The organism is Amycolatopsis balhimycina FH 1894 (assembly GCF_000384295.1).
GTDB classification, from domain to species: Bacteria; Actinomycetota; Actinomycetes; order Mycobacteriales; family Pseudonocardiaceae; genus Amycolatopsis; species Amycolatopsis balhimycina.
In genome coordinates this window covers 7,710,646-7,732,174 of record NZ_KB913037.1, presented here as the reverse complement: position 1 = coordinate 7,732,174, position 21,529 = coordinate 7,710,646, and the positions used below count along the sequence as shown (strand labels likewise).

Here is a 21,529-nt window from a genome sequence, read left to right as displayed (position 1 = left end):
GTGATCGCCGCCGTCAGCCGAACGCGGCTCGCAGCGCCGGCTTGCCGCCCGTGACCGGGAGCGTCACCGACGTCTTCGTGAGGTCTAGGGCCAGCCCGGCGCCCGGCTTCGGACGCAGTGTGTAGTCGTGGTCGCTGGACGCGAGCAGGAACTCCAGCCGGTGCCCCGCCGCGAGGACGTAGTCCTTCGGCATGAGCTCGACGCCGATCCGGTAGGTCTGCCCCGGCGTGATCGGTTCGGTGCGCGCCGGTGACGTGCGGTTCTGCGGGTCGGTCCAGCCGCGGCTGATCACGTGGGACGTGCCGTCGGGCGCGCGGTCCAGCAGGATCGCCGAGACGTTCGCCGCGGGCCGGTCGAACGCCAGCGCCAGGTCGGCTTTCGCGGTACCGGAGAGGCGTACGGCCTGCTTCGCCGCCGGCGTCGCGTAGAGCAGGCGGTTGCCGGACGACGCGAGCCCGGCGAGCTGCTCGATCGTCTTCGCCGAGTCGTCGGCGAGGGTTTCGACGGCCGCCGTGCCCGGGACCGGGTTGCGGGTGTCGATGGTGCCCTTTGCCCGGCCGCCCGGCCACGGGTACACGCGGACGTCGGAGGTGCCCGGCGCCGGCCAGTCGGCCTCGTCGGTCCACGACTTGTCCTCGCGCTGGATCGTCGCCTTCGGCTCGTTCTGGACGCCGTTGTCGATGCCGTAGAGGTAGTGCGACATCCACTTGTTCAGCGTCGCGAGCCAGGCGTCGCGCCGCAGGTTGTACGGGTCGGCGTGCGCAGCCTGGTGCAGCCAGATCTTGTGCTCGACGCCGTGCGCCTTCAGCGCGTCGTACCACTCGGCGACCTGGTCGGTCTTGACGTTCCAGTCGTTGAGGCCGTGCACCGCGAGCACCGAGGCGTGCACCTTCGCGACGTCGTTGCGATAGTTGCGGACGTCCCAGAACGGCGTGTAGTCGCCGGTCACCCGGTCCTGGTCGCGGGCCAGCCCGTCGATCACCGGGCGGCAGACCTGCCGGTCTTCGCGGGTGTAGACGTACTCGGCGAGCACGTCGGCGTCCTCGCCCTGGAACCCGCCGGCCGCGACCACCGCGCCGTCGTTGCGGTAGTACTGGTACCAGCTGGAGATGGCGGCGATCGGCACGATCGTCTCGAGGCCTTCGACGCCGGTACTCGCGACGGCGTTGGGCAGCGTCCCGTTGTAGGACACGCCCATCATGCCGGTCTTGCCGGTGCTCCAGTCCGCGTTCGCCGCCGCGCCCGCGGCGTCACGCGCCGTCGTCCGGCCGTTGAGCCAGTCGACCACCGAGCGGGCGCCGATCGTCTCGTTGACGTCACCGGTGGTCGGGCAGCCGGTCGAAAGGCCGGTGCCGAGCGATTCGCCGTAGACGACGGCGAACCCGCGTGCGGTGAAGTAGTCCTGGTACCGCCAGCCGATCGGGGTGGCCGGGCCGACGCCGTGCGCGGCGACGCGCGGGCCTTCCGGGCCACGGGCGTGGCCGGGTGCGTACAGCTCGACGTCGACGTCGTGGTTGGCGATGTCGTTGCCGCCGGCGTAGTACGGGCTCGCCTGGTAGACGACCGGCACCTTCAGGCCCTGCTGGGTCGCGCGCGGGCGCACGACCTGGGCGTGCACGAGGTCGTCGGCGCCGTCGTGGTCGCTGTCGACCGGCGCGGTGACCCAGACGTCCTCGCGGACGACGTCGGCCGGGTCGAACACCGGCTGCGCCTGGCCGCCGGTGAACACCGGGGCGGGCGGCGCGGCTTCGGCGGGCGCCGCGGTCAGCGGCAGGGTCGCCAGTGCGAGGAGCAGGACTGCGGTTCGTGCGGCTTTCACTCAAACCCCCAAAGCCGGGCGAAGCGGACGAGTTTCGAGACTTCCGTCCCGGCCGCGGGGGTGTCAAGAGACTAACGTCGGAGGCATGCCGACCGTGGAAGCGCCGATCGCCGCCGTGACCGTCTACCCGCAGCAGGCCCGGATCACCCGCCGGGGCCGCGTGCCGCTCGACGGCGGATCGCGCCTGACGTTCGCCGGGCTGTCCCCGGCCCTCGACGCGCAATCGGTGCGCGTCACCGGAACCGGGCCGGCGCTGATCACCGGCGTCGACGTCCGTAGCGAGCAGCACCCTTCGCCGGCCGACGCGGCGCTGCGCGCGCTCGTCGAGCAACGGCGTTCGGACCAAGCCACGCTTGACGGCGTCGTGGACGACGAAGCGGCCGAAGTGATGAAGGTGGATCTGCTGACTTCACTCGCGAAGCGCAGTGGCGGCAGCTTCGCGAAGGCACTGGCGGCCGGGACGGCCGAGCCGTCACGCGTGGCCGAAGTGACCGACGCGCTGAGCGAGCGGCTGGCCTCGGCGTTGAAGGCGCGGCGGGTGTTGACCGAGCGGATCGCCCGGCTGCGCGAAGACCTCGACGCGCTCGACCGGCGGATCGAGGCGCACCGCGGGCAGCTCTGGCAGGACAGTACGTCAGTGGTCGTGGAGCTGGAAATCACGGATCCGTCGGGGACGGCCGAGCTGGAACTGTCCTATGTGGTCCTCGGCGCGAGCTGGACGCCGGGCTACGACGTCCGCGTGCGCGGCACCGACGTCACGGTGGTGTCGTACGGACTGGTCAGCCAGCAGACGGGCGAGGACTGGCCGGAGTGCGAGCTGGCGCTGTCGACGGCCCGGCCGGCGGTGTCGGTGGTGGTACCGGAACTGCGGCCGTGGTACCTCGACCGCGTCCGCCCGGTCCCGGTGGCCTCCGCGGCGCCCGCGGCGGCGTACGGCGGGGAGGGCGGCGGAGCGGGCGGCGGAGCTTCGAAGAGCGCCTGGCGGGGGGCCGCGGCGCCGGCCCTCGCACCGAAGTTCGCCGCGGTCGAACAGGGCACGACGGCGGTCACGTACCGGCCGTCGCGCCCGGTGGCGGTGCCATCGGGCGCTTCGGGACACCGGACGACCCTGGCGCAGCTTTCGCTGACGGCGGTCCTGGGTCACGTGACGGCGCCGGTACTGGCCGAGGAGGCGTACCTGCGCGCCACGGTGGTGAACACTTCGGAGCACGCCTTGCGGCCCGGGCGGGCTTCGGTGTTCCACGACGCGGAGTTCGTCGGGACGACTGTCCTCGAGCCGTGGGCGCCCGGGGAGGAACTGGAACTGGCCCTGGGCGTCGACGACCGGATCCGCGTCGAGCGGGAGCTGGTCCGCCGCACGGCTTCGAAGGCGACGCTGTCCGGCCAGAAGCGGCGGGAGGCGGAGTACCGGATTTCGGTGGGGAACCACGGGCCGCGTCCGGCCGAGGTGACGGTGCTGGATCAGGTGCCGGTCTCCCGGGACGACACGATCTCGGTGAAGGACGTGAAAACGTCGCCGGAGCCGGTGGAGACGTCGGAGCTGGGCGAGGTGACGTGGAAGCTGACGTTGGGGCCGGGTGAGACGGGAGTGGTGACGCTTTCGTACCGGGTGGATGTCGCGAAGGGCGTGGAACTGTCGGGCTGGCGGGAGTGAGAGATTCACTCGAGCGCGCGTTCCGCATGAGGCAAGCGGGTGACGGCCGGATTACCCGAACCGGTGCGGTGTCGTTCTCCCCTACCATGCGAACGCTCAACTCACGCTCGCGCGGAGGACGACGATGACGAACGGAATCGAAGCCGATGATGCCGCCGACGATCTTCCGCAGGATTTCGGAGCCCGGCTCCGTGCTCTTCGTCTCGCCCGCGGAATAGGCCTCGGCCAGTTCGCACACCTCCTGCACTACAGCAAGGGCCACGTCAGCAGGATCGAGAACGGAATCCGAGCGCCCACGGTTCAGTTCGCCCGTCAATGTGACGCCGAACTCGAAGCCGAGGGGATACTGGCCGCACTGGTTCCACTGCCCACGCCCGGCCGCGAACCACTCCTGAATGCATTGTCGCTCCTCCCCACGCAGCGGTTCACGAAGACCGGATACGACTCCGCCGCGGTCGAAAAGCAGCTCGAGCAGCACCTCGAGATTTTCGGGGCGGTGCGCGAACTGGGGCAGATCGCGCCTCCGTCGACGATACTTCCGATGGTAACCGCACAGGCGCAGGCACTGCGTGCCTTACTGAGCGGGAGCGGAGACAAGCCGCCGATCGCCGTCGCGACCTTGGCCGCGCGAGTAGCGGAGTACGCGGGTTGGATGGCCCAGGAATCCGGAGACGACCGTAAGGCGGTCTGGTGGACCGACTGCGCCGTCGAGGTGGCCTCCGCCGCAGGCGATGGCCATGTCGCGAGCTATGCTCTGCTGCGGCGCGGGCTGATCGCACTCTACCGAGGTGACGCCGCGGATACCGTGGCACTCGCCCGCGAGGCACAGTCCAGGATCGGGACTCCGCGACGTATTCTGGGCTTGGCCGCCCAGCGAGAAGCCCAAGGGCACGCGTTGGCCGGAGATCACGACGCCTGCATGCGGGCCCTCGAACGGGCTCGCGAATTCCTCGCGAGGGCATCAGACGACCAACCTCCAGGTCCGGTGATCGGTACCACGCACGTACTCGATCCGGTCGGAGTCGTAACCGGATGGTGTTTGTACGACCTGGGACGTCCCCGCGCTTCCAGCGAGATCTTCGCCCGGGAGATACCTCGGATCTTGCCCGGCGCCATCCGCCTTCGCACGCGCTTCGGGGCCAGGCAAGCATTGGCATGCGCAGCCGCAGGAGAGCTGGAGCAAGCCTGTTCGCTGACGCGTGCCGTCGTAGCCGACGCAATCTGCATCGACTCCGCGACCATTCGTTCCGACATCGGCCGGCTGGCGAGAACCCTCCGGCGGTGGCACAGTCATCCCGCGGTGCGGGCACTGGAGCCGGCGTTGTGCCTGGCTCTCCATCCGGCCCGCTAATGCCGACACCGACGAGCAGACCAGTCGCCAGTCCGCTGGACGTACTCGATCAGCTTGCGCGCGGCATGGCTCCGCGCCGATTCTCCTTGCCCCGGAGGGAAGCCGAGTTCCCGAGCTACGACGGACAGGGCGAGACCTTCGATGTATGTCCGGGCAATGAGCTCCGCTTCGGCACGAGTAAGGAAATGGTGTGCGACGGCATCCGCGAGCACCAGATCGACATGCCCGGTCGGGGGCGCCAACGGAACTGCGCGCACTGCCGGTACGGCGCCGTAGCCGGACGGGCGACCGGCCAGAGGATTCGCCACCCTGGCCCGCGCCACGCGCTTGAGGTGGCCGAGCAGCCTGTTCATGCCAGGATCAACGCCACGCAGCGCCTCGAGGACGCCGAGAAAGAGGTCCCCCACGACGTCTTCGGATTCTGCTCCGCTCTCGTCGACGAACTGCCGGACAGTGAAGGAAAGTTCCGGAGCCATCAAGGCCACGATCACCGTGAGCCAGAGCTGGGGGTCCGCCTGCGCGAGACGTACGGCTTCAGCCCAGATTGCCGCCTTCGCCTCCGGCGATGTCGTAGACAGCTGAGCCAGTTCGACGAGCTCAGTCAAGGACAGGGATCGGTCCGGCAAATCCTCTGAGAGCAACCACCCCTCCAGTTCCACGCCTGAAGCGGAAATGGCCGCCAGACAACGGGACTGAATCTCCCGCAAGGACCGGTACCGGGATTTTGATCTCACAGCGGACTCCTCCGAAGCCAGTGAACACCCTCCGTCCAGGATTCCGCGGACCTTCGGGTGACTGCAGGTGTTTCCCGTTGCCGACCGGTCAGTAAGGTAGCGGCCTTCCGCCGGTTGCATCGACCATGAGTCGACCGATCGAGCTCTTGGAGGAAACCGATGAGCGGGTTCCAAGGAACCGTCTTCGTGAACTATCGAGTCGGCGACGAGGCAGCGTTCGCGGCTGCCCTGGCTGAGCAACTGAAGGCCAGGTTCGGGCGATCCGAGGTGTTCCACGTATCTCAGGAAGCCGCGGCCGGAAGCTTGTTCGCCGAGGAGATCGAAGGAGCGATCGCCCGGTGCGCGGTCCTGATCGTGGTCATCGGGGAACGGTGGCTCAACGAAGCCAACCGCCGAAAGCTGCACGAGCCCACCGACTGGGTTCGCCGGGAGATCCGGCTCGCGCTGGACGCGGGAAAACGAGTCGTGCCGCTCCTCGTCGACACGCCCATGCCCGTTCGCGAGCACCTGCCCACCGACATCCGGGGTTTGCTCGATCGCCAGTACCGCCCGGTCAACCGGCGTAGTTCGCCCCAGGACATCGAGCGCGTGGTCACCGAGCTGATCCACACCGTTCCCGAGCTGGGAACCACCGGTCTTCCAGGCACACAGGAGCTCGCCGCCTGGTGGGAGGAATGGTCTCGCCGCACCGATCCGGCCCTTCCGGCCGGCGTTCTGCTCGCCGGACGCGCCGCGGAGGCCGGCACCGTTCGGAAACCGGCGAGTGAAGTCGCCGGCGCCACCGTCATCCAGGGTGAATCCGAAGAACTCGCGCTGGCCTTCATCGCCGCGGTCTTCACCGACAGCACACCGGATGGCCTGCGGACGATCCTCGTGCACGACGCGGACGCGTGGACTCGGTGTATCGCCATAGCCCGGTCCTGCGTCCTGGTTCCCTGGCACAAGGACCCCGACATCAAAGGAGCCGTTGCCCGAGGACACCGGGTACTGCTGCCGGTGGGACCAGGCCGCCGCCTGGACTCGGAGCCGGTGCGGCTTCCGCACCTGCAGCAGGATGATGTGCGCGCGGCATTCGAGGCCTCCGGCGCGACCTCCGCGTTCTCGCAGGCGTACGCCCCGATCATCTGTCGTTCGGTGACAGAGTTCCGCAGCAGGTTTTCAGCACACATCCGACCCGCCTCGGACGCGGAGCCGTTGCCCAAGACAGAACGCGAAGTCCTGTCCAACGCGGTCAACCAAGGACCCTTACGACATCTCGGGGTCGAGCAGGACAACGTCACGGCCGACGCGATGGCGAAAACGGATCCGGCCCGTGCCGCCACCGGGTACCGCAAGGTGGCCGATGTCCTCAGCGAGGCCGGCTTCGACGTGCATGCCCGTGACATCCGCGCGAAGCAGGCACAAACCTTGCTTCAGGCCGGCTTCCTCGACGAGGGCGCGGCGGTCCACCTCACCCTGATGTGGAAGTCGATGAATGAAACCGGGGACACGATCGGGCATGTTTCCCCCTTCGAGCGACAGAACGAGGGACATGCCGACGACTGCAAGTTCGGCCGTGCCCTCGCCGTCGCCCGAGCCGCGGAACGTGTCTGTACCGGACTCACGGGAATCGGTGACCAGCTCGCGGCTCCTTTCGACGCGCTGCGGCAGGATGATCCGCACTTACTCGACGCGGCCGTCTTCCTGGCGGAGCACGCGATCGCGGAAGGTGAAACCGAGGTGGTCGAGCAGCGCCTCGAACGGTTGACGTCGTTGTCCCTTCCGCTTCCTCGGCGGGGATCACGCGAAGAAGACCTGGCAGTACGATTGAGCATGTGTGTCGCGGACGTGACCGGGGAGTGGGCGGAACTGCACGACCGGGCGCTGCAGTTCGGTCCTGAGCATCGAGCGTGGATCCTCGCCCGCAAAGCGCGCTCCCTGTCCTTCACGGACGACTTCGTTGGAGCGATCCGCACCTACCAGGACGCGATCGCCCGGGCACTTACCGAGAGAATGAACGACGAGGCAGCCGACTGGCTCTATGCGCTCAGGGCGCTTCGCGTGCGCGAAGGCACATTCTTCGCGACCGGCGACACGGAGCATCCGTTCGCGCAGCACCTACGTAACGGAACCTGGTCGCATCGCTTGCCGGGCAGCCCGACACTCGAAGAGCGAGCTCTCCGGAGCATCGCCGAGGGCAAGGGCCGGCAAGCGGTCAGGCTGCTCACGCAATGGCGATGGAAGGCCTGCGTCCGAGGCGACCTCGTCGGAGAGATGGGGACCTCCGAAACCCTCGGTTCGGTGCTGAAAGACAACGACGAGCCGCTCGCCGGCCTGCGAGAACTGGTTCGCGCGGAGGCCGGGAAAATCGCCTCGCTCGCCGCTGCCGAGCTGCCTGAAGCAGCGCTGCGCTGGCCGGTCGGCGTCGCCGAAAGTACTGCCGGCCAGCTCGGCGCAGCGCTCGAGGTCGCGGCGGTGGTGGGCGACCTCCTCGGTGCGGAAGACGCGGCTGCTTGGATCGCTGTCGCGCTCGACCTGATCGAGGGACGCGGTCCGCGCCCCACCTTGTTCAGTCACCTGGTCACGCGCGCGACCAAGGCACTCGTGGCCCTCGGTCCACGGTTGGACGAGTCTCAGGCTCGCCGCGTCCTGACCGCGACAGAACCGTGGATTCCCCGCGACGAAAGCACGGGCCGACATACCGACACCGATCACGCTCGGCTGTTGATCGGCATCGCCGGACGGCACCCCGGTTTGGCCGGGTTGGCCGTTCAGCAGTTGCTGGAGGGTGCCGTCTTCAACGACGACTTCGGCGGAAAAGCGTTGTGCTCCGGGCTGTCGCTGCTGGAAAAACACAAGGAGTGCGCCGAAGCCATCCTGCTCGGCCCGGCCGAGGCGGGAAACCGATGGGCACGGTCCGTCCTCGTCAGAATCGGCGTGGCGACCGACCGGATTCGCGAGCGCGTGGCCGCGACAGCGCGGGCGGTCATCGATCGCGAGCGCCCGCAGCCGGGCGTCATGTCGATTTGGGGTTACAACACTTGGCTGGTCGCCACATCGGATCTGCTGGACGACGAGCTCAGGGCCGAGCTCGTGGCGGCCTTGCTGCGCCAAGCCCTCGACCCGGCCGAGGGGATCGCCAACCGACGGGACACTCTGGACGAACTTGCCGGCATCGCGCCGGACCTCTCCTCCGAAGAACGCAAGCGCGCATTCGACGCGGTGCTCCCGCTGATGGGTGACGACCAGCCGTTGAGCGGGCATGACCTGATGATGGTGGGAATGCAGCACCCGCTGAGTTTCATGCGAGTCAACTTCGGCCCGAACACCACAACCGATACAGCAGTTCGAGCGTGTGCGTACCTCGCGGATACGGAAGAAGAACGAAACGTGGTCCGGAGGCAAGCGATTCGGCTGCTCGCTCGCCCGGACGAGATCGAGGTGAAGAAGATCGTGCAGACGCTGCTGGTCCTGAATTCTTCGGCAGACGACTTGCCACCCGATCTCCTGGCCACCCACATGAACGAACATGTCCGGGCGCTCGCCGCAGTCCTGTGGGCCCAGTCACCGACAGAGCCGGAGCCGGGATTGTCGTTGGCTCGTGACCCGGCCCGGATCGTGCGAGCCAGCCTGGCCGATGCCCTCACCGACCGACTGGAACATGCACCGATCCGGGACATCCTGGCCGCCGATCCGCGCCTCAGCATCCGTGAGAGGGCCGCCCCGCAGATGCCGTGATCGTGTGGGGGGTCTGTGGCCGACGACGGTGCCGTCGTCGGCCACAGACCCCCCACACGATCAACCCTGCGAGATGTAGGCCTGGAGCTGTTCCTGGCTCTGCTCCAGCTGTTCCATCCGGTTCTTCACGACATCCCCGATGGAGATGATCCCGGCCAGCCGTCCGTCGACGAGGACCGGGACGTGGCGGATCCGGCGTTCCGTCATCAGGACCGACAGCTGGTCCACCGAGTCGTCCGGGCCGCAGCTGGCCACCAGTTTCGTCATGATCTCCGACACCGGCCCGTCGAGCAGGCCGGGGCCGTGCTCGTTCAGCCGGCGGACCACGTCGCGTTCCGAGACGATTCCCGCGATCGAACCGTCCGGGGCGACGACCACCATCGCTCCGACGTTGTGTTCGGCCAGTCCGGCCAGCAGCGTGGTCACCGTGGTCTCCGGGGTGACCGTCGCGACCGCCGACCCCTTCTTGCGCAGCAGATCCGCAATCCGCATGGCGATCCTTCCCGTCGGTGAGCTGGATCACCACAGGTTAGGGCCACCCGGGCCAGTGCGAAAGTCCGGCAAACGGGGCGTCTTCGTGGTATTCAAACCGATTCAGGCGAGACGTCCGGCCAGGTCCTCCACCGCGAGCCGGATCCCGGCGGCGTAGTCGTCGTCGCCCAGAGCGGCTTTTCGGGGGTTCCGGGTGGCGGAGCCCCCGGCCCGGGGCGAAGCCCCGGATGTCACAGCGTCGAGGCGGACGCGCGCCAGGGCGAGCTGTTCGCGGGCCGCGGCCAGGTCGCCGAGCTTGCGGTAGTCCTCGCCCAGGTTGAGGTGCAACGACGGGTAGAACCCGCGCACCGCCAGCGACGAGTGGTACTCCTGGGCCCGCGAGTCGGTCAGTGAATCGGCCGCTGCCAAGGCCCTCAGGTCCCACTCGAGCTCCTCCGCCGGGTCGTCGCAGACGTCCGCCATGTGGTGCGCCAGCGCGACGCGGTGCAGCGGGTCACCGTCCGGGCCGATCGAGGCCCACAACGTCGTGAAGGTCGCGTACGCGCCCGCGCGGTCGCCGCCGATGTGCTGCCGCAGACCGGCGTCGATCGCCACCATCACGTCGTCGGTCATGCCGCTCCTTCGTCCGCCAGCGCCCGCAGCCGGGCCAGTCCCGGCCCGATCCGCTCGGCCGTGACCGAACCGTAGCCGAAGACGAGCCCGTGCCGCCGGTCCTCCCCCACGCCGAAGTCGCCCAGCGAATACAGCCGCACGCCGCGACGCCGCGCGGCGCGGACGAGCCCGCCGCAGTCGGCCGGCGAGACCGCGCTCAGGTGCAGGCCCGCGGTCGACGGCAGCGGCGTCAGGAAATCCGCGAAGTCCCGGGCGAGCGACGCGGACAGGACTTCGTGCCGCTCGCGGTAGATCTTCCGCATCCGCCGGACGTGCCGCGCGAAGCCGCCTTCGGCCATGAACGCCGCGAGGGCCGCCTGCTCGACGTTCGGGGCGTGCCAGTCCGTCAGGTAGCGGGCCTTGACCAAAGCGGACACCAGCGAGAGCGGCGCGACGAGGAACCCGAGCCGCAGCGCGGGCGAGAGCACCTTCGAGAACGACCCGACGTACACGACGCGGCCCCGGGAATCCAAGCTGTGCAACGGCTCCAATGGCCTGCCGGTGTAGCGGAACTCGCTGTCGTAGTCGTCCTCGACGAGCACCGCGTCGTTCCGCTCCGCCCAGTCGAGCAGCTCGAGCCGGCGCTCCAGCGACATCGGCAGGCCCAGCGGGTACTGGTGCGACGGCGTCACGTAGACCAGCCGCGTCCCCGCCGGGATGGCGCCGACGACGATCCCTTCGGCGTCCACCGGCACCGGCGCGACGCGGACACCGCGCGCACCGAGCACCAGCCGCGGCGGCGGGTACCCGGGGTTCTCGACGGCGGCCAGGTCGCCTGCCCGCAGCAGCACCCGCGCGACCAGGTCGGTCGTCTGCTGGGCGCCGGCGGTGACGACGACCTGCGCCGCGCTCGCCCGCACGTCGCGCGACACCCCGGCGTGCCGGGCGATCTCCTCCCGCAACGGTGCGTGGCCCTGCGGGTCGCCGTAGGTCATCAGGCCGGCCTGGCCCGCCCGCAACCGCTGCGTGACGAGGCGGCGCCAGGTGTCGAACGGGAACAGCGTGAGATCGGGGACGCCGGGCCGGAAGTCGAACTCCGGTGCCGGGGCGAAGGGCGCGGGTGGCGGCGGGACGGCGTCCCATTCCGGCAGCGGCCGCACGCCGGAGACGGGCGACGGCTCGGGGCGGCCTGCCGGGGAAGCCGTGACGAACGTGCCCGCGCCGACGCGGCCGGCGAGGAAGCCCTCGGCGGTGAGCCGGTCGTAGGCCGCGCTGACCGTCGTCCGGGAGACCGCCAGCCGCTGCGCGAGCTCACGGGTCGGCGGCAGCGCCTCGCCGGGCCGGACGCGGCCGTCCAGGATCGCCGCGCGGAGCTGCCGGTAGATCGCGTCGCGGTGGCCGCGCGTCCCGGTCAGGTCGATGTGGATCTCCACCCGCGCAGTCTAGATTGGCCCACGAAGGTTGCGCAGGATTTGGCACTTCTCGTGGTCCGCTCGGCTGCCTAGCGTGCGAAGCATGGATCTCCGCGAACTCGACCGCCGTACCCTGCTCGTCCTCGACAAGCTCGTCGCCGCCGCGACACCGACCGACCTCGCCCGTCCCACGCCGTGCGCCGGCTGGACCCTGGCCGACCTGCTCCGCCACCAGGTCAGTGAGAACCACGCCTTCGCGATCGCCGCCCGCGCCGGCTCGGCCCCGGACTGGCACGCCGGCGACCTCGGTGACGACGCCTACGCCGCGTACCAGGCGTCCGTCGACGACTTCCTCGACGCCTTCGCCGACGACGCCGTGCTCGACCGGAAGCTGACCATCAACCACTTCGGCACGTTCCCCGGTGCGATCGCGGCGCACATGCACCTGGTCGACACCGTCGCGCACGGCTGGGACCTGGCCCGCACGCTCGACCTGCCCTACGAGCCGGACGCCGAAGCCGTCCGCGTCGCCTTGAAGCTGGCCGAGCGCATCCCGGACGAGGGCCGCGAGGTCAACGGCTCGTTCGCGCGCCGCGTCGACGTGCCGGCGGACGCGAGCGACCTCGACCGGTTCCTCGCCCTGCTCGGACGTGATCCGGCTGGGCCGGTCAGGTGACCTCGCCGGCCTGGGCGCTCCACGTGTCGCACGCCTTCGTGGCCTTGCTGTCGTAGCCCGCCTTCGCCCAGGACAGCTGGTGCTCGCGGGAACCGTGCGTGTCGCTGTCGTTGGCCCGGCCGTAGTCGGCGACGGCGGCGTTCGCCAGCGAACGGCTGATCGAGCCCGAGCCGGCGACGGCCGCCAGGAACAGCGCGCCGAAGCAGTTCGCCTGCAGCTCGATCCGGCGGACGACCTCCTTGTCGGCCGTGCTGTGCTCGTCCGGCGAGGTCATCTTGTCCGCCGCCGCGGACAGGATGCCGCTCTCGCGCTGCACGTGGTGGCCGTACTCATGGGCGATCGTCGCGATGTGCCGCGCCTTGTTGAGCCCGGCGTCCGACAGCATCCAGTCGGTCGGGGCGTAGATCGTGGTGTCGCCACCGCAGTAGTAGGCGACGGCTTCGTTCTCCGTCGGCGCTTCGCCGCAGGCGCTGTGGCCGGGCAGCGTCACCGAAATGGCCGCGGTCAGCGTCGGCTCGTTCGCCTTCTCCAGCGCCGGGCGCCACGACTGCTCGAGGCATTCGGCGAGCGCGCCGTAGTAGGCCTTGAGCTGCTCGGGCGCCCGGCCGAGGTCGGGCAGGGAGCACGTGGCGGGCCCGGGGCTGATGCCGGCGCCGAGCAGCGGGTTGCGGGCCAGCTCCGGCACGGCCTTCGGGGGCTTCTTGTCCGAGCCGCCGTAGGCGCGGCCGGTGTCGGCGCCCTGCGCGACGACGGCGTGCCCGTCGACCCGGCGCGGGATGGTGGCGGCGATCAGGGAAAAGGCCACCACGATGACCAGCACCCCGCCGACGGCGCCCCAGAGCCGGCTGCGCGGCGGGGCGATCGGGACGGGCGGGGCGGCGGCCCAGTTCGGGGCCCACGGATTCGGCTCCGGCACCCACGCGGGTTCCGGTGGCCGGGCCGTCCCCGGCCATGGCGGTTCGGCGTCGTTCACGTTCTCCCCCTGCTGTGTGGCACCAGCATACGGACACCCCGGGAGGCAGGGATCACGAAACGAAAACGCCACGGGGTGGCCGCCGAGCCCTCGACCAGGCGAGACTGAACGCATGAGTGTCGAGGATCCCTACCTGTGGCTCGAAGACGTGACCGGCGACGACGCACTCGGCTGGGTGCGCGCCCGCAACGACGAAACGCTGGCCGAGCTGACCGCCGGCGCGCGTTTCGCCGAGCTGCGTGACGAGCTTCGCCAGGTGCTCGACGCCGACGACCGGATCCCGTACGTGCGCCGCCGCGGCGAGTTCCTCTACAACTTCTGGCAGGACGCGAGCCACCCGCGTGGTCTGTGGCGGCGGACGACGCTGGAGTCCTACCGGCAGGCCGAGCCCGAGTGGGAGCTGCTGCTCGACGTCGACGCGCTGGCCGAGGCCGAGGGCGAGAACTGGGTCTGGCAGGGCGCCACCGTGCTGCGGCCGGGCTACCGGCGCGGCCTGGTCGAGCTGTCCCGCGGCGGCGCGGACGCCACGGTGGTCCGCGAGTTCGACCTCGACGCGCACGAGTTCGTCGAGGACGGGTTCACGGTGCCGGAGGCGAAGACGCGGATCGGCTGGATCGACGCCGACCGTGTCTACCTCGGCACCGACTTCGGCCCGGGCTCGCTGACCAGCTCGGGCTACCCGAGGCTGGCAAAGGAGTGGCGCCGCGGCACCCCGCTCGCCGACGCCGTCACGGTCTACGAGGGCAAGCCGGACGACGTCTCGATCGGCGCGTCCCACGACCCGACCGAAGGCTTCGAACGCGACTTCGTCAGCCGCGCGATCGACTTCTACCGCTCGGAGCTGCACCTGCGGACGCCCGGTGGGCTGGTCAAGATCGACGTCCCGGACGACGCGAGCGCGTCCCTGCACCGCGAGTGGCTGCTGGTGCGGCCGCGGACGGCGTGGACCGTCGGCGGCACGGAACACCCGGCGGGCTCGCTCATCGCCATCGGTTTCGACGCCTTCATGGCCGGCGACCGGTCCTTCACCACGCTCTTCACGCCCGACGACCACACCTCGCTCGAGTACTGGGCCTGGACGCGCAACCACCTGCTCCTCGGCACGCTGCGCGACGTCCGCAGCGAGCTGCGCACGCTGACTCCGGGTCCGGACGGCTGGCACGAGGAGCCGCTGGCGGGCGGGCCGGAGTTCGGCAGCGCGGACGTCTTCGACACCGATCCCGACGTCAGCGACGAGTACCTGCTCGACTCCAGCAGCTTCCTTCAGCCGTCCACGTTGAGCTACGGCCACGTCGGCGAAGAGGTCGAAGTGCTGAAGCAGGCTCCGGCGTTCTTCGACGCTTCGGGCATGAGCGTCGCGCAGTACTTCGCGACGTCGGAAGACGGCACGAAGATCCCGTACTTCGTCGTCCGGCCGTCCGGCGCCGAGAGCGGCCCGACGCTGCTGACCGGTTACGGCGGCTTCGAGGTCTCGCTGACGCCGTCCTACAGCGGGATGATCGGCCGCGGCTGGCTCGCGCGCGGCGGCACGTACGTCGTCGCGAACATCCGCGGCGGCGGCGAGTACGGGCCCGGCTGGCACACCCAGGCGATCAAGGCCGAGCGGCACCGCGTGTACGAGGACTTCGCCGCGGTGGCCGCGGACCTGGTTTCGCGGGGCATCACGACGCCGTCGCGGCTGGGGATCCAGGGCGGCAGCAACGGCGGCCTGCTGATGGGCGTCATGCTGACGCGCTACCCGGACCGGTTCGGGGCGATCGTCAGCCAGGTCCCGCTGCTGGACATGCACCGCTACCATCTGCTGCTGGCCGGCGCGTCGTGGATGGCGGAGTACGGCGACCCGGACGACGCCACGGAGTGGGCGTACATCGGCGCGTATTCGCCGTACCAGAATGTCCACAGTGGACGCAACTACCCGCCGTCGCTGTTCGTGACGTCGACGCGCGACGACCGCGTGCACCCCGCCCACGCCCGCAAGATGGTGGCCCGGATGCGCGAGCAGGGCCACGACGTCCGCTACCACGAGAACATCGAAGGCGGCCACGGCGCCGCGGCGGACAACGAGCAGCTGGCGTTCAAGTGGGCACTGGTCTTCGAGTTCCTGTGGGAGCAGCTCACGAAGTGACGCGCCCGCGGATCCGCGCGAGGGCGGCCTCGAAGGCGGTGAGGACGTCGGCGACGAACACGAGCCGTCCGACGCCGAGCTCGCGCAACGCCGGGCCGTGGTCGGCGGCGACCGTGAGCGCGACGCCGAGCAGCAGCACCCGCCACCCGCCGAACACCGCGGCGCGCCCGGGCCCGGGGACGTTCTCGAACCCGATCCGGAGCCGGTGGCAGTGGAAGGGCACGTGCCGCTCTTCGTCGGCGAGGATCCAGGCCGCGACCTGCGTGACGAGCGGGTCGTCCGTGCCGTCGCGCAGGGCGCGGTAGTAGCGCAGGGCCACGACCTCGGCGATGAGCAGCACCATGAGTTCGAGCCGCAGCCCCAGGGCCCGCCGCAGCTTGACGAAGACGGTGTCCGACCAGTGCTTGCCGATGGTGGGCACCCCCGCGGCGGCGAGCAGTCCGGCGAGCATCCGCGCGTGGTTCTGCTCCTCGGCGACGAAGAGCTTCACGGCGGCGAGGTAGGTGTCGTCACCGGCGGCCTTGGCGACGAGATTGGCGCCATCGCCGGCCTCGCCGACCTGGAACCGCTGCACGCTCCGTACGAGGGCGGGGTGCAGGCGCGCCCCGCGCGACCATGGCGGATCTTCGCGACGGCGTCGGCGTTCGGCCTCGGTTTCGAAGTCCTGGAGCCAGCGTGCGTAGGTCATCGCGTCGATGATGCCGGGCGGCCGTGGACATCGTGGGGCGATTCCGTGGAGATCCGATGAGGGATCAACGCCGCCGCCGGTACCCGCGCGCCACGAACACCACGAGGACCACCGCGAGCACGGCCGCGATCCCGGCGAAGACCAGCAGCCATCGCACGCTGTCCGCGTTCGCCGGCTGGAGGTCCTGCTGGACGAAGACGCGCAGGCTCGCCGCGGTCGAAACCGCGCTCAGCAGCGTGAAGACCACGAGAAAGTAGGAAAGCCGGCGGCTGCGCCGCGTCCCGATGCGGTTCGCGAGTTCGGAGTAGGAGCTCCTGAGCGTGCCGAGCCGCCCGGTCAGCCCGTCGATCTGGTCCTGCAGACGCCACGATTCGCGCACGGCGACCCACAGCTGCTGGTCCAGCCGGGACAGGTGCACCGGGGTGGCCGAGACCTTCGACGCGAAGTCGCTGATCTTCCGCTGCACCCGGAGCAGCTCGTCGAGTTCCTCTTCGAGCCGGCGCACCCCTTTTCCCGCGGCCTCCTGGGCGAGCACCCGGAACAGCTGCCGGTCGTATTCGATCGCCGTGGCCCACAACGCCTGATGGGCCTCGATGACGCGGATCGCGGCCTTGCGGCAGTCGGCGTCGTCGGTCACCAGGCACGCCGTCAAACCGAGCCGGAGCGGCCAGCGGTGCCGCTCCATCGTGAGTTCGTGCCGGGCGCCCCCGTCCGAGTAGTAATCGGCGATCTCTTCCCCGGCACGGGCGGCGAGCCCGCTGAAGATCAGCGTGTCGTGCACCCACACCGTGGTGGGCTCGCTCCTGCCGCCACCGAGATTCGCCGCGAAGTGGTCCGCACACCGCGCGGCGGTTTCGCTCCACCGCTCGGGGGCGAGTTCGTGCAGCCGGTCGATGGCATGGCGCAGTTCCTGGCAGGACATGCCGGCGACGTCGACGTCGTAGCCGATCTCCAGCACGCAGGCGCCGGAGTCCCACAGCCGGCACTTCGCCGACCGCAGCCGGAACCGCGGCTCCCCGCCCCCCGCTTCGACATCGGTGACGTCGAAGGTCGCCACCCGGTGCGGCAGGTACCGGCGAAGCTCCCCTTCCAGCGCCGGGGTGTACATCTGGAGGTCCAGGCCCGGCTCGGAGCTCTCGATGCGCGCCGGCACCGCGTCGAGGCTCGTCAGGAACGGGATGTGCTGCACCAGTCTCAGCCGGCATTCCGGCGGCACCATCCGATGGGCCACCGATGCCCGCATCGAGTCCGTCATGATCACCTCATCGCCGCGTCGATCGGCGTGAGATCGTCGGCGCCGGGGCCGGCGTTACATCCGCGGCGACCTCAGGCGCCTTGTCGACCGGATCCTGGCAGGCGTTCTGCTGACCCGGGTGGTGGGACCCACCCGGGTCAGCGTCAGCTGTCAGCTACAACCGGACGTCGCGCCACAGCCTTCGCACGCGTAGCACGAGCCTGCCGGGCGCATCTTCGTTCCGCATGTCATGCACAGCGGGGCGTCCGCCGCCTTGCCGAGGCGGAGCTCCATCAGCTCCGTCGTCGTCTGGGCTTCGCGGTGCGGGTGCCCGGTTTCCTCGGCGTGGGGCTCCGGCGAAGAATCCACTGTGGACCGCAACGCCTCGATGTCCACACTGGAGCCGCCGTAGTTCGCTTCGACCTCCGCCGACCGCTCGTCCGCGGACAGGATGCCCAGCTGCGAACGCTTGTCGTAGGGCAGGTAGTCCAGCGCCAGCCGGCGGAACAGGTAGTCCATCACGCTCGTCGCGATGCGGATGTCCGGGTCGTCGGTCATGCCGGCCGGCTCGAAGCGCAGGTTCGAGAACTTCGAGACGTAGAACTCGAGCGGGATGCCGTGCTGCAGGCCCACCGAGATCGACATCGAGAACGCGTCCATCACGCCGGCCAGCGTCGAGCCCTGCTTGCCGAGCTTGACGAAGATCTCACCGAGGCCGTCGTCGGGGTACGAGCCCGCGGTCAGGTAGCCCTCCGCGCCGCCGACGGTGAACGACACCGTCTGGCTCGGGCGCTTCTTCGGCAGGCGCTTGCGCACCGGCCGGTACTCGACGACCTTCTCGGGCTGCGCCGCGGCCGTCTCCTTCTTCGCCGTCGACAGCGGCTGGCCGACCTTGCAGTTGTCGCGGTAGATCGCGAGGGCCTTCAGGCCGAGCTTCCAGCCCTGGAAGTAGATCTCCTCGACCTCTTCGACCGTCGCCGTCTCCGGCATGTTGACCGTCTTGGAGATCGCGCCCGACAGGAACGGCTGCACCGCGGCCATCATCCGGACGTGCCCCATCGGCGCGATCGAGCGTTCGCCGACCGCGCAGTCGAACACCTCGTAGTGCTCCGGCCGCAGCCCCGGCGCGTCGACGACGTGGCCGTGCTGCGCCACGAACTCGACGATCGCCTCGACCTGCTCGTCCTGGTAGCCGAGCGCGGTCAGCGCGCGCGGCACCGTCTGGTTGACGATCTGCATCGAGCCGCCGCCGACCAGCTTCTTGAACTTGACCAGCGAGAAGTCCGGCTCGATCCCGGTGGTGTCGCAGTCCATCATGAAGCCGATGGTGCCGGTAGGAGCCAGCACACTGGCTTGCGCGTTGCGCCAGCCGTGCTTCGTCCCGATGTCGACGCCCTTCTTCCACTCCTCGGTCGCCAGCGCGCGCACGGCGGCGTCGTTCGAGTGGTAGGTGCGGACGAGCTCGTTCGCCGCCGCGTGCTTGCGCATGACGCGCTGGTGCGCTTCGGCGTTGCGCGCGTAGCCCTCGTACGCGCCGACCGCGCGGGCCAGCTCGGCCGAGCGCCGGTACGACACGCCCGTCATCAGCGACGTGATCGCCGCTGCGAGGGCGCGGCCGCCATCGGAGTCGTACGCGTGGCCCAGCGCCATCAGCAGCGCGCCGAGGTTGGCGTACCCGATGCCGAGCTGGCGGAACTTCCGCGTGGTGTCGGCGATCGGCTCGGTCGGGAAGTCGGCGAAGCAGATGGAAATGTCCATCGCCGTGATGACGAACTCGACGGCGCGGGCGAACAGCGGCGCGTCGAACGTGCCCTCGGGCGTGACGAACTTGAGCAGGTTCAGCGAGGCCAGGTTGCAGCTCGAGTTGTCGAGGTGCATGTACTCGGAACAGGGATTGGACGCGGTGATCCGCCCGGACTCCGGGCAGGTGTGCCAGTCGTTGATCGTGCCGTCGTACTGGATGCCCGGATCGGCGCACTCCCACGCGGCCTGGGCCAGGCTGCGGAAGAGCTTCTTCGCGTCGGTCCGGTCGATCACCTCGCCGGTGAGCCGGGCACGCAGGCCGAAGTCGGTGCCGTTTTCCACCGCCTGCATGAACTCGTCGGTCACGCGGACGGAGTTGTTGGCGTTCTGGTACTGCACCGAGGAGATGTCGGCGCCGGAGAGATCCATGTCGAACCCGGCGTCGCGGAGGACTTTGATCTTCTTCTCTTCGCGCGCCTTGGTCTGGATGAACTCCTCGACGTCCGGGTGGTCGACGTCGAGCACGACCATCTTCGCCGCACGCCGCGTCGCGCCGCCGGACTTGATGGTGCCCGCCGACGCGTCGGCGCCGCGCATGAACGAGACCGGGCCCGAGGCCGTGCCGCCGGAGGTGAGCAGTTCCTTGGAGGAGCGGATGCGGGAGAGGTTCAGCCCGGCGCCGGAGCCACCCTTGAAGATGAGGCCCTCTTCGCGGTACCAGTTGAGGATCGACTCCATCGTGTCGTCGACCGCGAGGATGAAGCAGTTGTGGACACGGAGGTTCCCGGAGAGGTACTCGCCCGATTCGGTCTGGATGTCGTAGACCGGCATCTCACCGCGGCTTTCGATCGCGGCGATCTTCAGCCGCTTCGTGTCGCGGGCGGGCAACCCGGGCTGCTCGAAAGACGCCTCCAGTTTCGCGGTCTTCACGGGGTCGATGAACCCGATTTCGTCCGCGAAGATCCGCCGGTCGCCGGCGTTCTGGATCCGGATGCCCCACAGGTCGTGCCGATCCGGCCGGCTCTCCTTCTTGCGACCCACCCGGGCGAAGATGCCGAACCGGGCCAGGAGCTGCTGAAGGCCACGGACCAGGTCTTCGCCGATCATGTCCAACGCGACCAAAGTGGACCGTTCGCGCGCGGAGACGTAACCCTCGGCCTGGAAGATGCTCCGCAGGTAGGCGGCGACCACGGGGAGCGGAGCCGTGTGCAGGTGCTCCGGCACCTCCATGTCGGTCCCGCGAGCACGCAGGCCCCAGGCTTCGACGAAGTTCTCGAGACCTTTGCCGTAAAGGCGGGTGCGGCGGCAGTCGAGGGTCTCGTCCTTCGTCTCGACGGCACGTTCGTGGCGGTGAACGTCCGGGAAGACCCGGTCGAGCGCGTCGCGCACCCAGGCCAGCTCGGCATCGTTCACGGTCATCGCTTCGATGGTGAGGGAACGGTTCGTCCCCTGGTACTGGCCGACGAAGCCGTCGGACTGCAACCAGCCGGCGAGTGCGGCTTCGGCGACATCGGTCTCCCTGATCTCCTCCTCACCGAACGCGCCGCGGCGGTGCCATTCGAGCGTGTCGCCCACACGGAGCTCTCCGGCGGGCACGAACTTGCCGCCGTTCGAAGCGGCGCGCCACACGAGGTGATCGGCCGTGACATCGAGGACGTGGCCCGACTTCGTGGTGACGCGCAGGACTTCCTTGACCCCGTTCGCCTTGGTGGCGACGACCTTCGTCAGCCCGTGAGCGTCATAGACCTTGGCGCCCACGGCGTTCAGCTCCACAAAGCGGCCGATCGGCACGGCTCCGCCGGGAGTGCTCACCAGGGCGTCGTACGGCTGGCAGGCGCTGACCTGCTGCTTCGACGGCGTGCCGACGTTGAACCAGACCGGGGAGTTGAAGCTGAAGACCTGGTGCAGCAGCATCCAGGTGAGCTCGTGCTCGAAGATCTCCAGGTCCTGCGGGGCGGCGAAGTAGCCGTGGTCACGCGCGGCCTGGACGTATGTCATCACGACGCGGTCGATGAGCTGCTTGAGGCTGCGCTCACGCTGGGGGCTTCCGACGGCGCCGCGGAAGTACTTGCTCGTGACGATGTTGGTCGCGTTGACCGACCAGAAGTCCGGGAACTCCACGCCGCGCTGCTCGAAGTTGACCGTGCCGTCGCGCCAGTTCGTCATCACGACGTCCCGCTGTTCCCAGGTCACCTGGTCGTACGGGTGCTGCCCTTCGGTCGTGAAGACGCGCTTCACGCTGAGCCCGCCGGCTGTCTTGCTCTTCTTGCCGGTGGCCGCGCCGGCCCCCGTACCCACGGTTTCGGTCATCGGTCGCACC

Annotated in this window: 14 protein-coding genes; 5 read left to right on the top strand and 9 right to left on the bottom strand. The window is 69.6% G+C overall.

Going from position 1 to position 21,529, the window contains the following annotated elements:
• Window positions 1–13 precede the first annotated feature (13 nt).
• On the bottom strand, window positions 14–1,819 hold the full coding sequence (locus tag A3CE_RS0135665) for a Xaa-Pro dipeptidyl-peptidase (protein WP_020644889.1): 1,806 nt from the start codon (window positions 1,817–1,819) through the stop codon (window positions 14–16).
• An 85-nt stretch (window positions 1,820–1,904) separates the two neighbouring features.
• Here A3CE_RS0135665 and A3CE_RS0135660 point away from each other — a divergent pair, with 85 nt between their 5' ends.
• Both A3CE_RS0135660 and A3CE_RS0135655 read left to right on the top strand, forming a co-directional pair.
• Window positions 1,905–3,473: a DUF4139 domain-containing protein gene (locus A3CE_RS0135660; RefSeq protein ID WP_020644888.1), complete on the top strand. Its 1,569-nt coding sequence runs from the start codon at window positions 1,905–1,907 to the stop codon at window positions 3,471–3,473.
• Between the two features lie 124 nt (window positions 3,474–3,597).
• A complete protein-coding gene (locus A3CE_RS0135655) occupies window positions 3,598–4,824 on the top strand; it encodes a helix-turn-helix domain-containing protein (protein ID WP_020644887.1) in 1,227 nt (408 codons plus the stop codon).
• Here the strand turns inward: A3CE_RS0135655 and A3CE_RS0135650 are convergent.
• Window positions 4,821–5,483: a sigma-70 RNA polymerase sigma factor region 4 domain-containing protein gene (locus A3CE_RS0135650; RefSeq protein ID WP_043791268.1), complete on the bottom strand. Its 663-nt coding sequence runs from the start codon at window positions 5,481–5,483 to the stop codon at window positions 4,821–4,823. The genes A3CE_RS0135655 and A3CE_RS0135650 overlap by 4 nt on opposite strands.
• A gap of 234 nt (window positions 5,484–5,717) precedes the next feature.
• Here A3CE_RS0135650 and A3CE_RS53700 point away from each other — a divergent pair, with 234 nt between their 5' ends.
• Window positions 5,718–9,275, top strand: coding sequence for a toll/interleukin-1 receptor domain-containing protein (locus A3CE_RS53700; RefSeq protein WP_020644885.1), 3,558 nt, complete (start codon window positions 5,718–5,720; stop codon window positions 9,273–9,275).
• A gap of 60 nt (window positions 9,276–9,335) precedes the next feature.
• Here A3CE_RS53700 and A3CE_RS0135640 read toward each other — a convergent pair whose 3' ends face one another.
• From A3CE_RS0135640 to pdxR, 3 genes are all read right to left on the bottom strand, one after another.
• On the bottom strand, window positions 9,336–9,767 hold the full coding sequence (locus tag A3CE_RS0135640) for a CBS domain-containing protein (protein ID WP_020644884.1): 432 nt from the start codon (window positions 9,765–9,767) through the stop codon (window positions 9,336–9,338).
• A 102-nt stretch (window positions 9,768–9,869) separates the two neighbouring features.
• Window positions 9,870–10,379, bottom strand: a complete 510-nt coding sequence (locus A3CE_RS0135635; protein ID WP_020644883.1) for a hypothetical protein — start codon at window positions 10,377–10,379, stop codon at window positions 9,870–9,872.
• Window positions 10,376–11,791 (bottom strand): MocR-like pyridoxine biosynthesis transcription factor PdxR, encoded by a 1,416-nt coding sequence (pdxR, locus tag A3CE_RS0135630; RefSeq protein ID WP_020644882.1) that lies wholly within the window; start codon window positions 11,789–11,791, stop codon window positions 10,376–10,378. The genes A3CE_RS0135635 and pdxR overlap by 4 nt, the downstream gene beginning before the upstream one ends.
• Before the next feature lie 82 nt (window positions 11,792–11,873).
• Here pdxR and A3CE_RS0135625 point away from each other — a divergent pair, with 82 nt between their 5' ends.
• On the top strand, window positions 11,874–12,446 hold the full coding sequence (locus A3CE_RS0135625) for a TIGR03086 family metal-binding protein (RefSeq protein WP_020644881.1): 573 nt from the start codon (window positions 11,874–11,876) through the stop codon (window positions 12,444–12,446).
• Here A3CE_RS0135625 and A3CE_RS0135620 read toward each other — a convergent pair.
• Window positions 12,439–13,419 carry a neutral zinc metallopeptidase gene (locus A3CE_RS0135620; protein WP_026469179.1) on the bottom strand — a complete coding sequence of 327 codons (981 nt, stop codon included), beginning with the start codon at window positions 13,417–13,419 and terminating at the stop codon, window positions 12,439–12,441. The genes A3CE_RS0135625 and A3CE_RS0135620 overlap by 8 nt on opposite strands.
• 112 nt (window positions 13,420–13,531) lie before the next feature.
• On the opposite strand from A3CE_RS0135620, the gene A3CE_RS0135615 reads away from it, so the two are divergent.
• Window positions 13,532–15,544, top strand: coding sequence for a prolyl oligopeptidase family serine peptidase (locus A3CE_RS0135615; protein ID WP_020644879.1), 2,013 nt, complete (start codon window positions 13,532–13,534; stop codon window positions 15,542–15,544).
• On the opposite strand, the gene A3CE_RS0135610 is transcribed toward A3CE_RS0135615, so the two are convergent.
• The 3 genes from A3CE_RS0135610 to A3CE_RS0135600 form a co-directional block, all read right to left on the bottom strand.
• On the bottom strand, window positions 15,534–16,232 hold the full coding sequence (locus A3CE_RS0135610) for a ferritin-like domain-containing protein (RefSeq protein ID WP_020644878.1): 699 nt from the start codon (window positions 16,230–16,232) through the stop codon (window positions 15,534–15,536). The two genes, A3CE_RS0135615 and A3CE_RS0135610, sit on opposite strands and share 11 nt — an antisense overlap.
• A 64-nt stretch (window positions 16,233–16,296) precedes the next feature.
• Window positions 16,297–17,487 (bottom strand): hypothetical protein, encoded by a 1,191-nt coding sequence (locus A3CE_RS0135605; RefSeq protein WP_125592052.1) that lies wholly within the window; start codon window positions 17,485–17,487, stop codon window positions 16,297–16,299.
• Between the two features lie 150 nt (window positions 17,488–17,637).
• Window positions 17,638–21,519 (bottom strand): vitamin B12-dependent ribonucleotide reductase, encoded by a 3,882-nt coding sequence (locus A3CE_RS0135600; RefSeq protein ID WP_020644876.1) that lies wholly within the window; start codon window positions 21,517–21,519, stop codon window positions 17,638–17,640.
• Window positions 21,520–21,529 lie beyond the last annotated feature (10 nt).

Excerpts from the sequence above, each read along its gene's own strand:
- A3CE_RS0135600 (WP_020644876.1), bottom strand. The coding sequence starts at position 21,519 with ATGACCGAAACCGTGGGTACGGGGGCCGGCGCGGCCACCGGCAAGAAG.
- A3CE_RS0135635 (WP_020644883.1), bottom strand. The coding sequence starts at position 10,379 with ATGACCGACGACGTGATGGTGGCGATCGACGCCGGTCTGCGGCAGCAC.
- A3CE_RS0135605 (WP_125592052.1), bottom strand. The coding sequence starts at position 17,487 with ATGACGGACTCGATGCGGGCATCGGTGGCCCATCGGATGGTGCCGCCG.
- A3CE_RS0135615 (WP_020644879.1), top strand. The coding sequence starts at position 13,532 with ATGAGTGTCGAGGATCCCTACCTGTGGCTCGAAGACGTGACCGGCGAC.
- A3CE_RS0135625 (WP_020644881.1), top strand. The coding sequence starts at position 11,874 with ATGGATCTCCGCGAACTCGACCGCCGTACCCTGCTCGTCCTCGACAAG.
- A3CE_RS0135610 (WP_020644878.1), bottom strand. The coding sequence starts at position 16,232 with ATGACCTACGCACGCTGGCTCCAGGACTTCGAAACCGAGGCCGAACGC.
- A3CE_RS0135640 (WP_020644884.1), bottom strand. The coding sequence starts at position 9,767 with ATGCGGATTGCGGATCTGCTGCGCAAGAAGGGGTCGGCGGTCGCGACG.
- A3CE_RS0135655 (WP_020644887.1), top strand. The coding sequence starts at position 3,598 with ATGACGAACGGAATCGAAGCCGATGATGCCGCCGACGATCTTCCGCAG.
- A3CE_RS0135660 (WP_020644888.1), top strand. The coding sequence starts at position 1,905 with ATGCCGACCGTGGAAGCGCCGATCGCCGCCGTGACCGTCTACCCGCAG.
- A3CE_RS53700 (WP_020644885.1), top strand. The coding sequence starts at position 5,718 with ATGAGCGGGTTCCAAGGAACCGTCTTCGTGAACTATCGAGTCGGCGAC.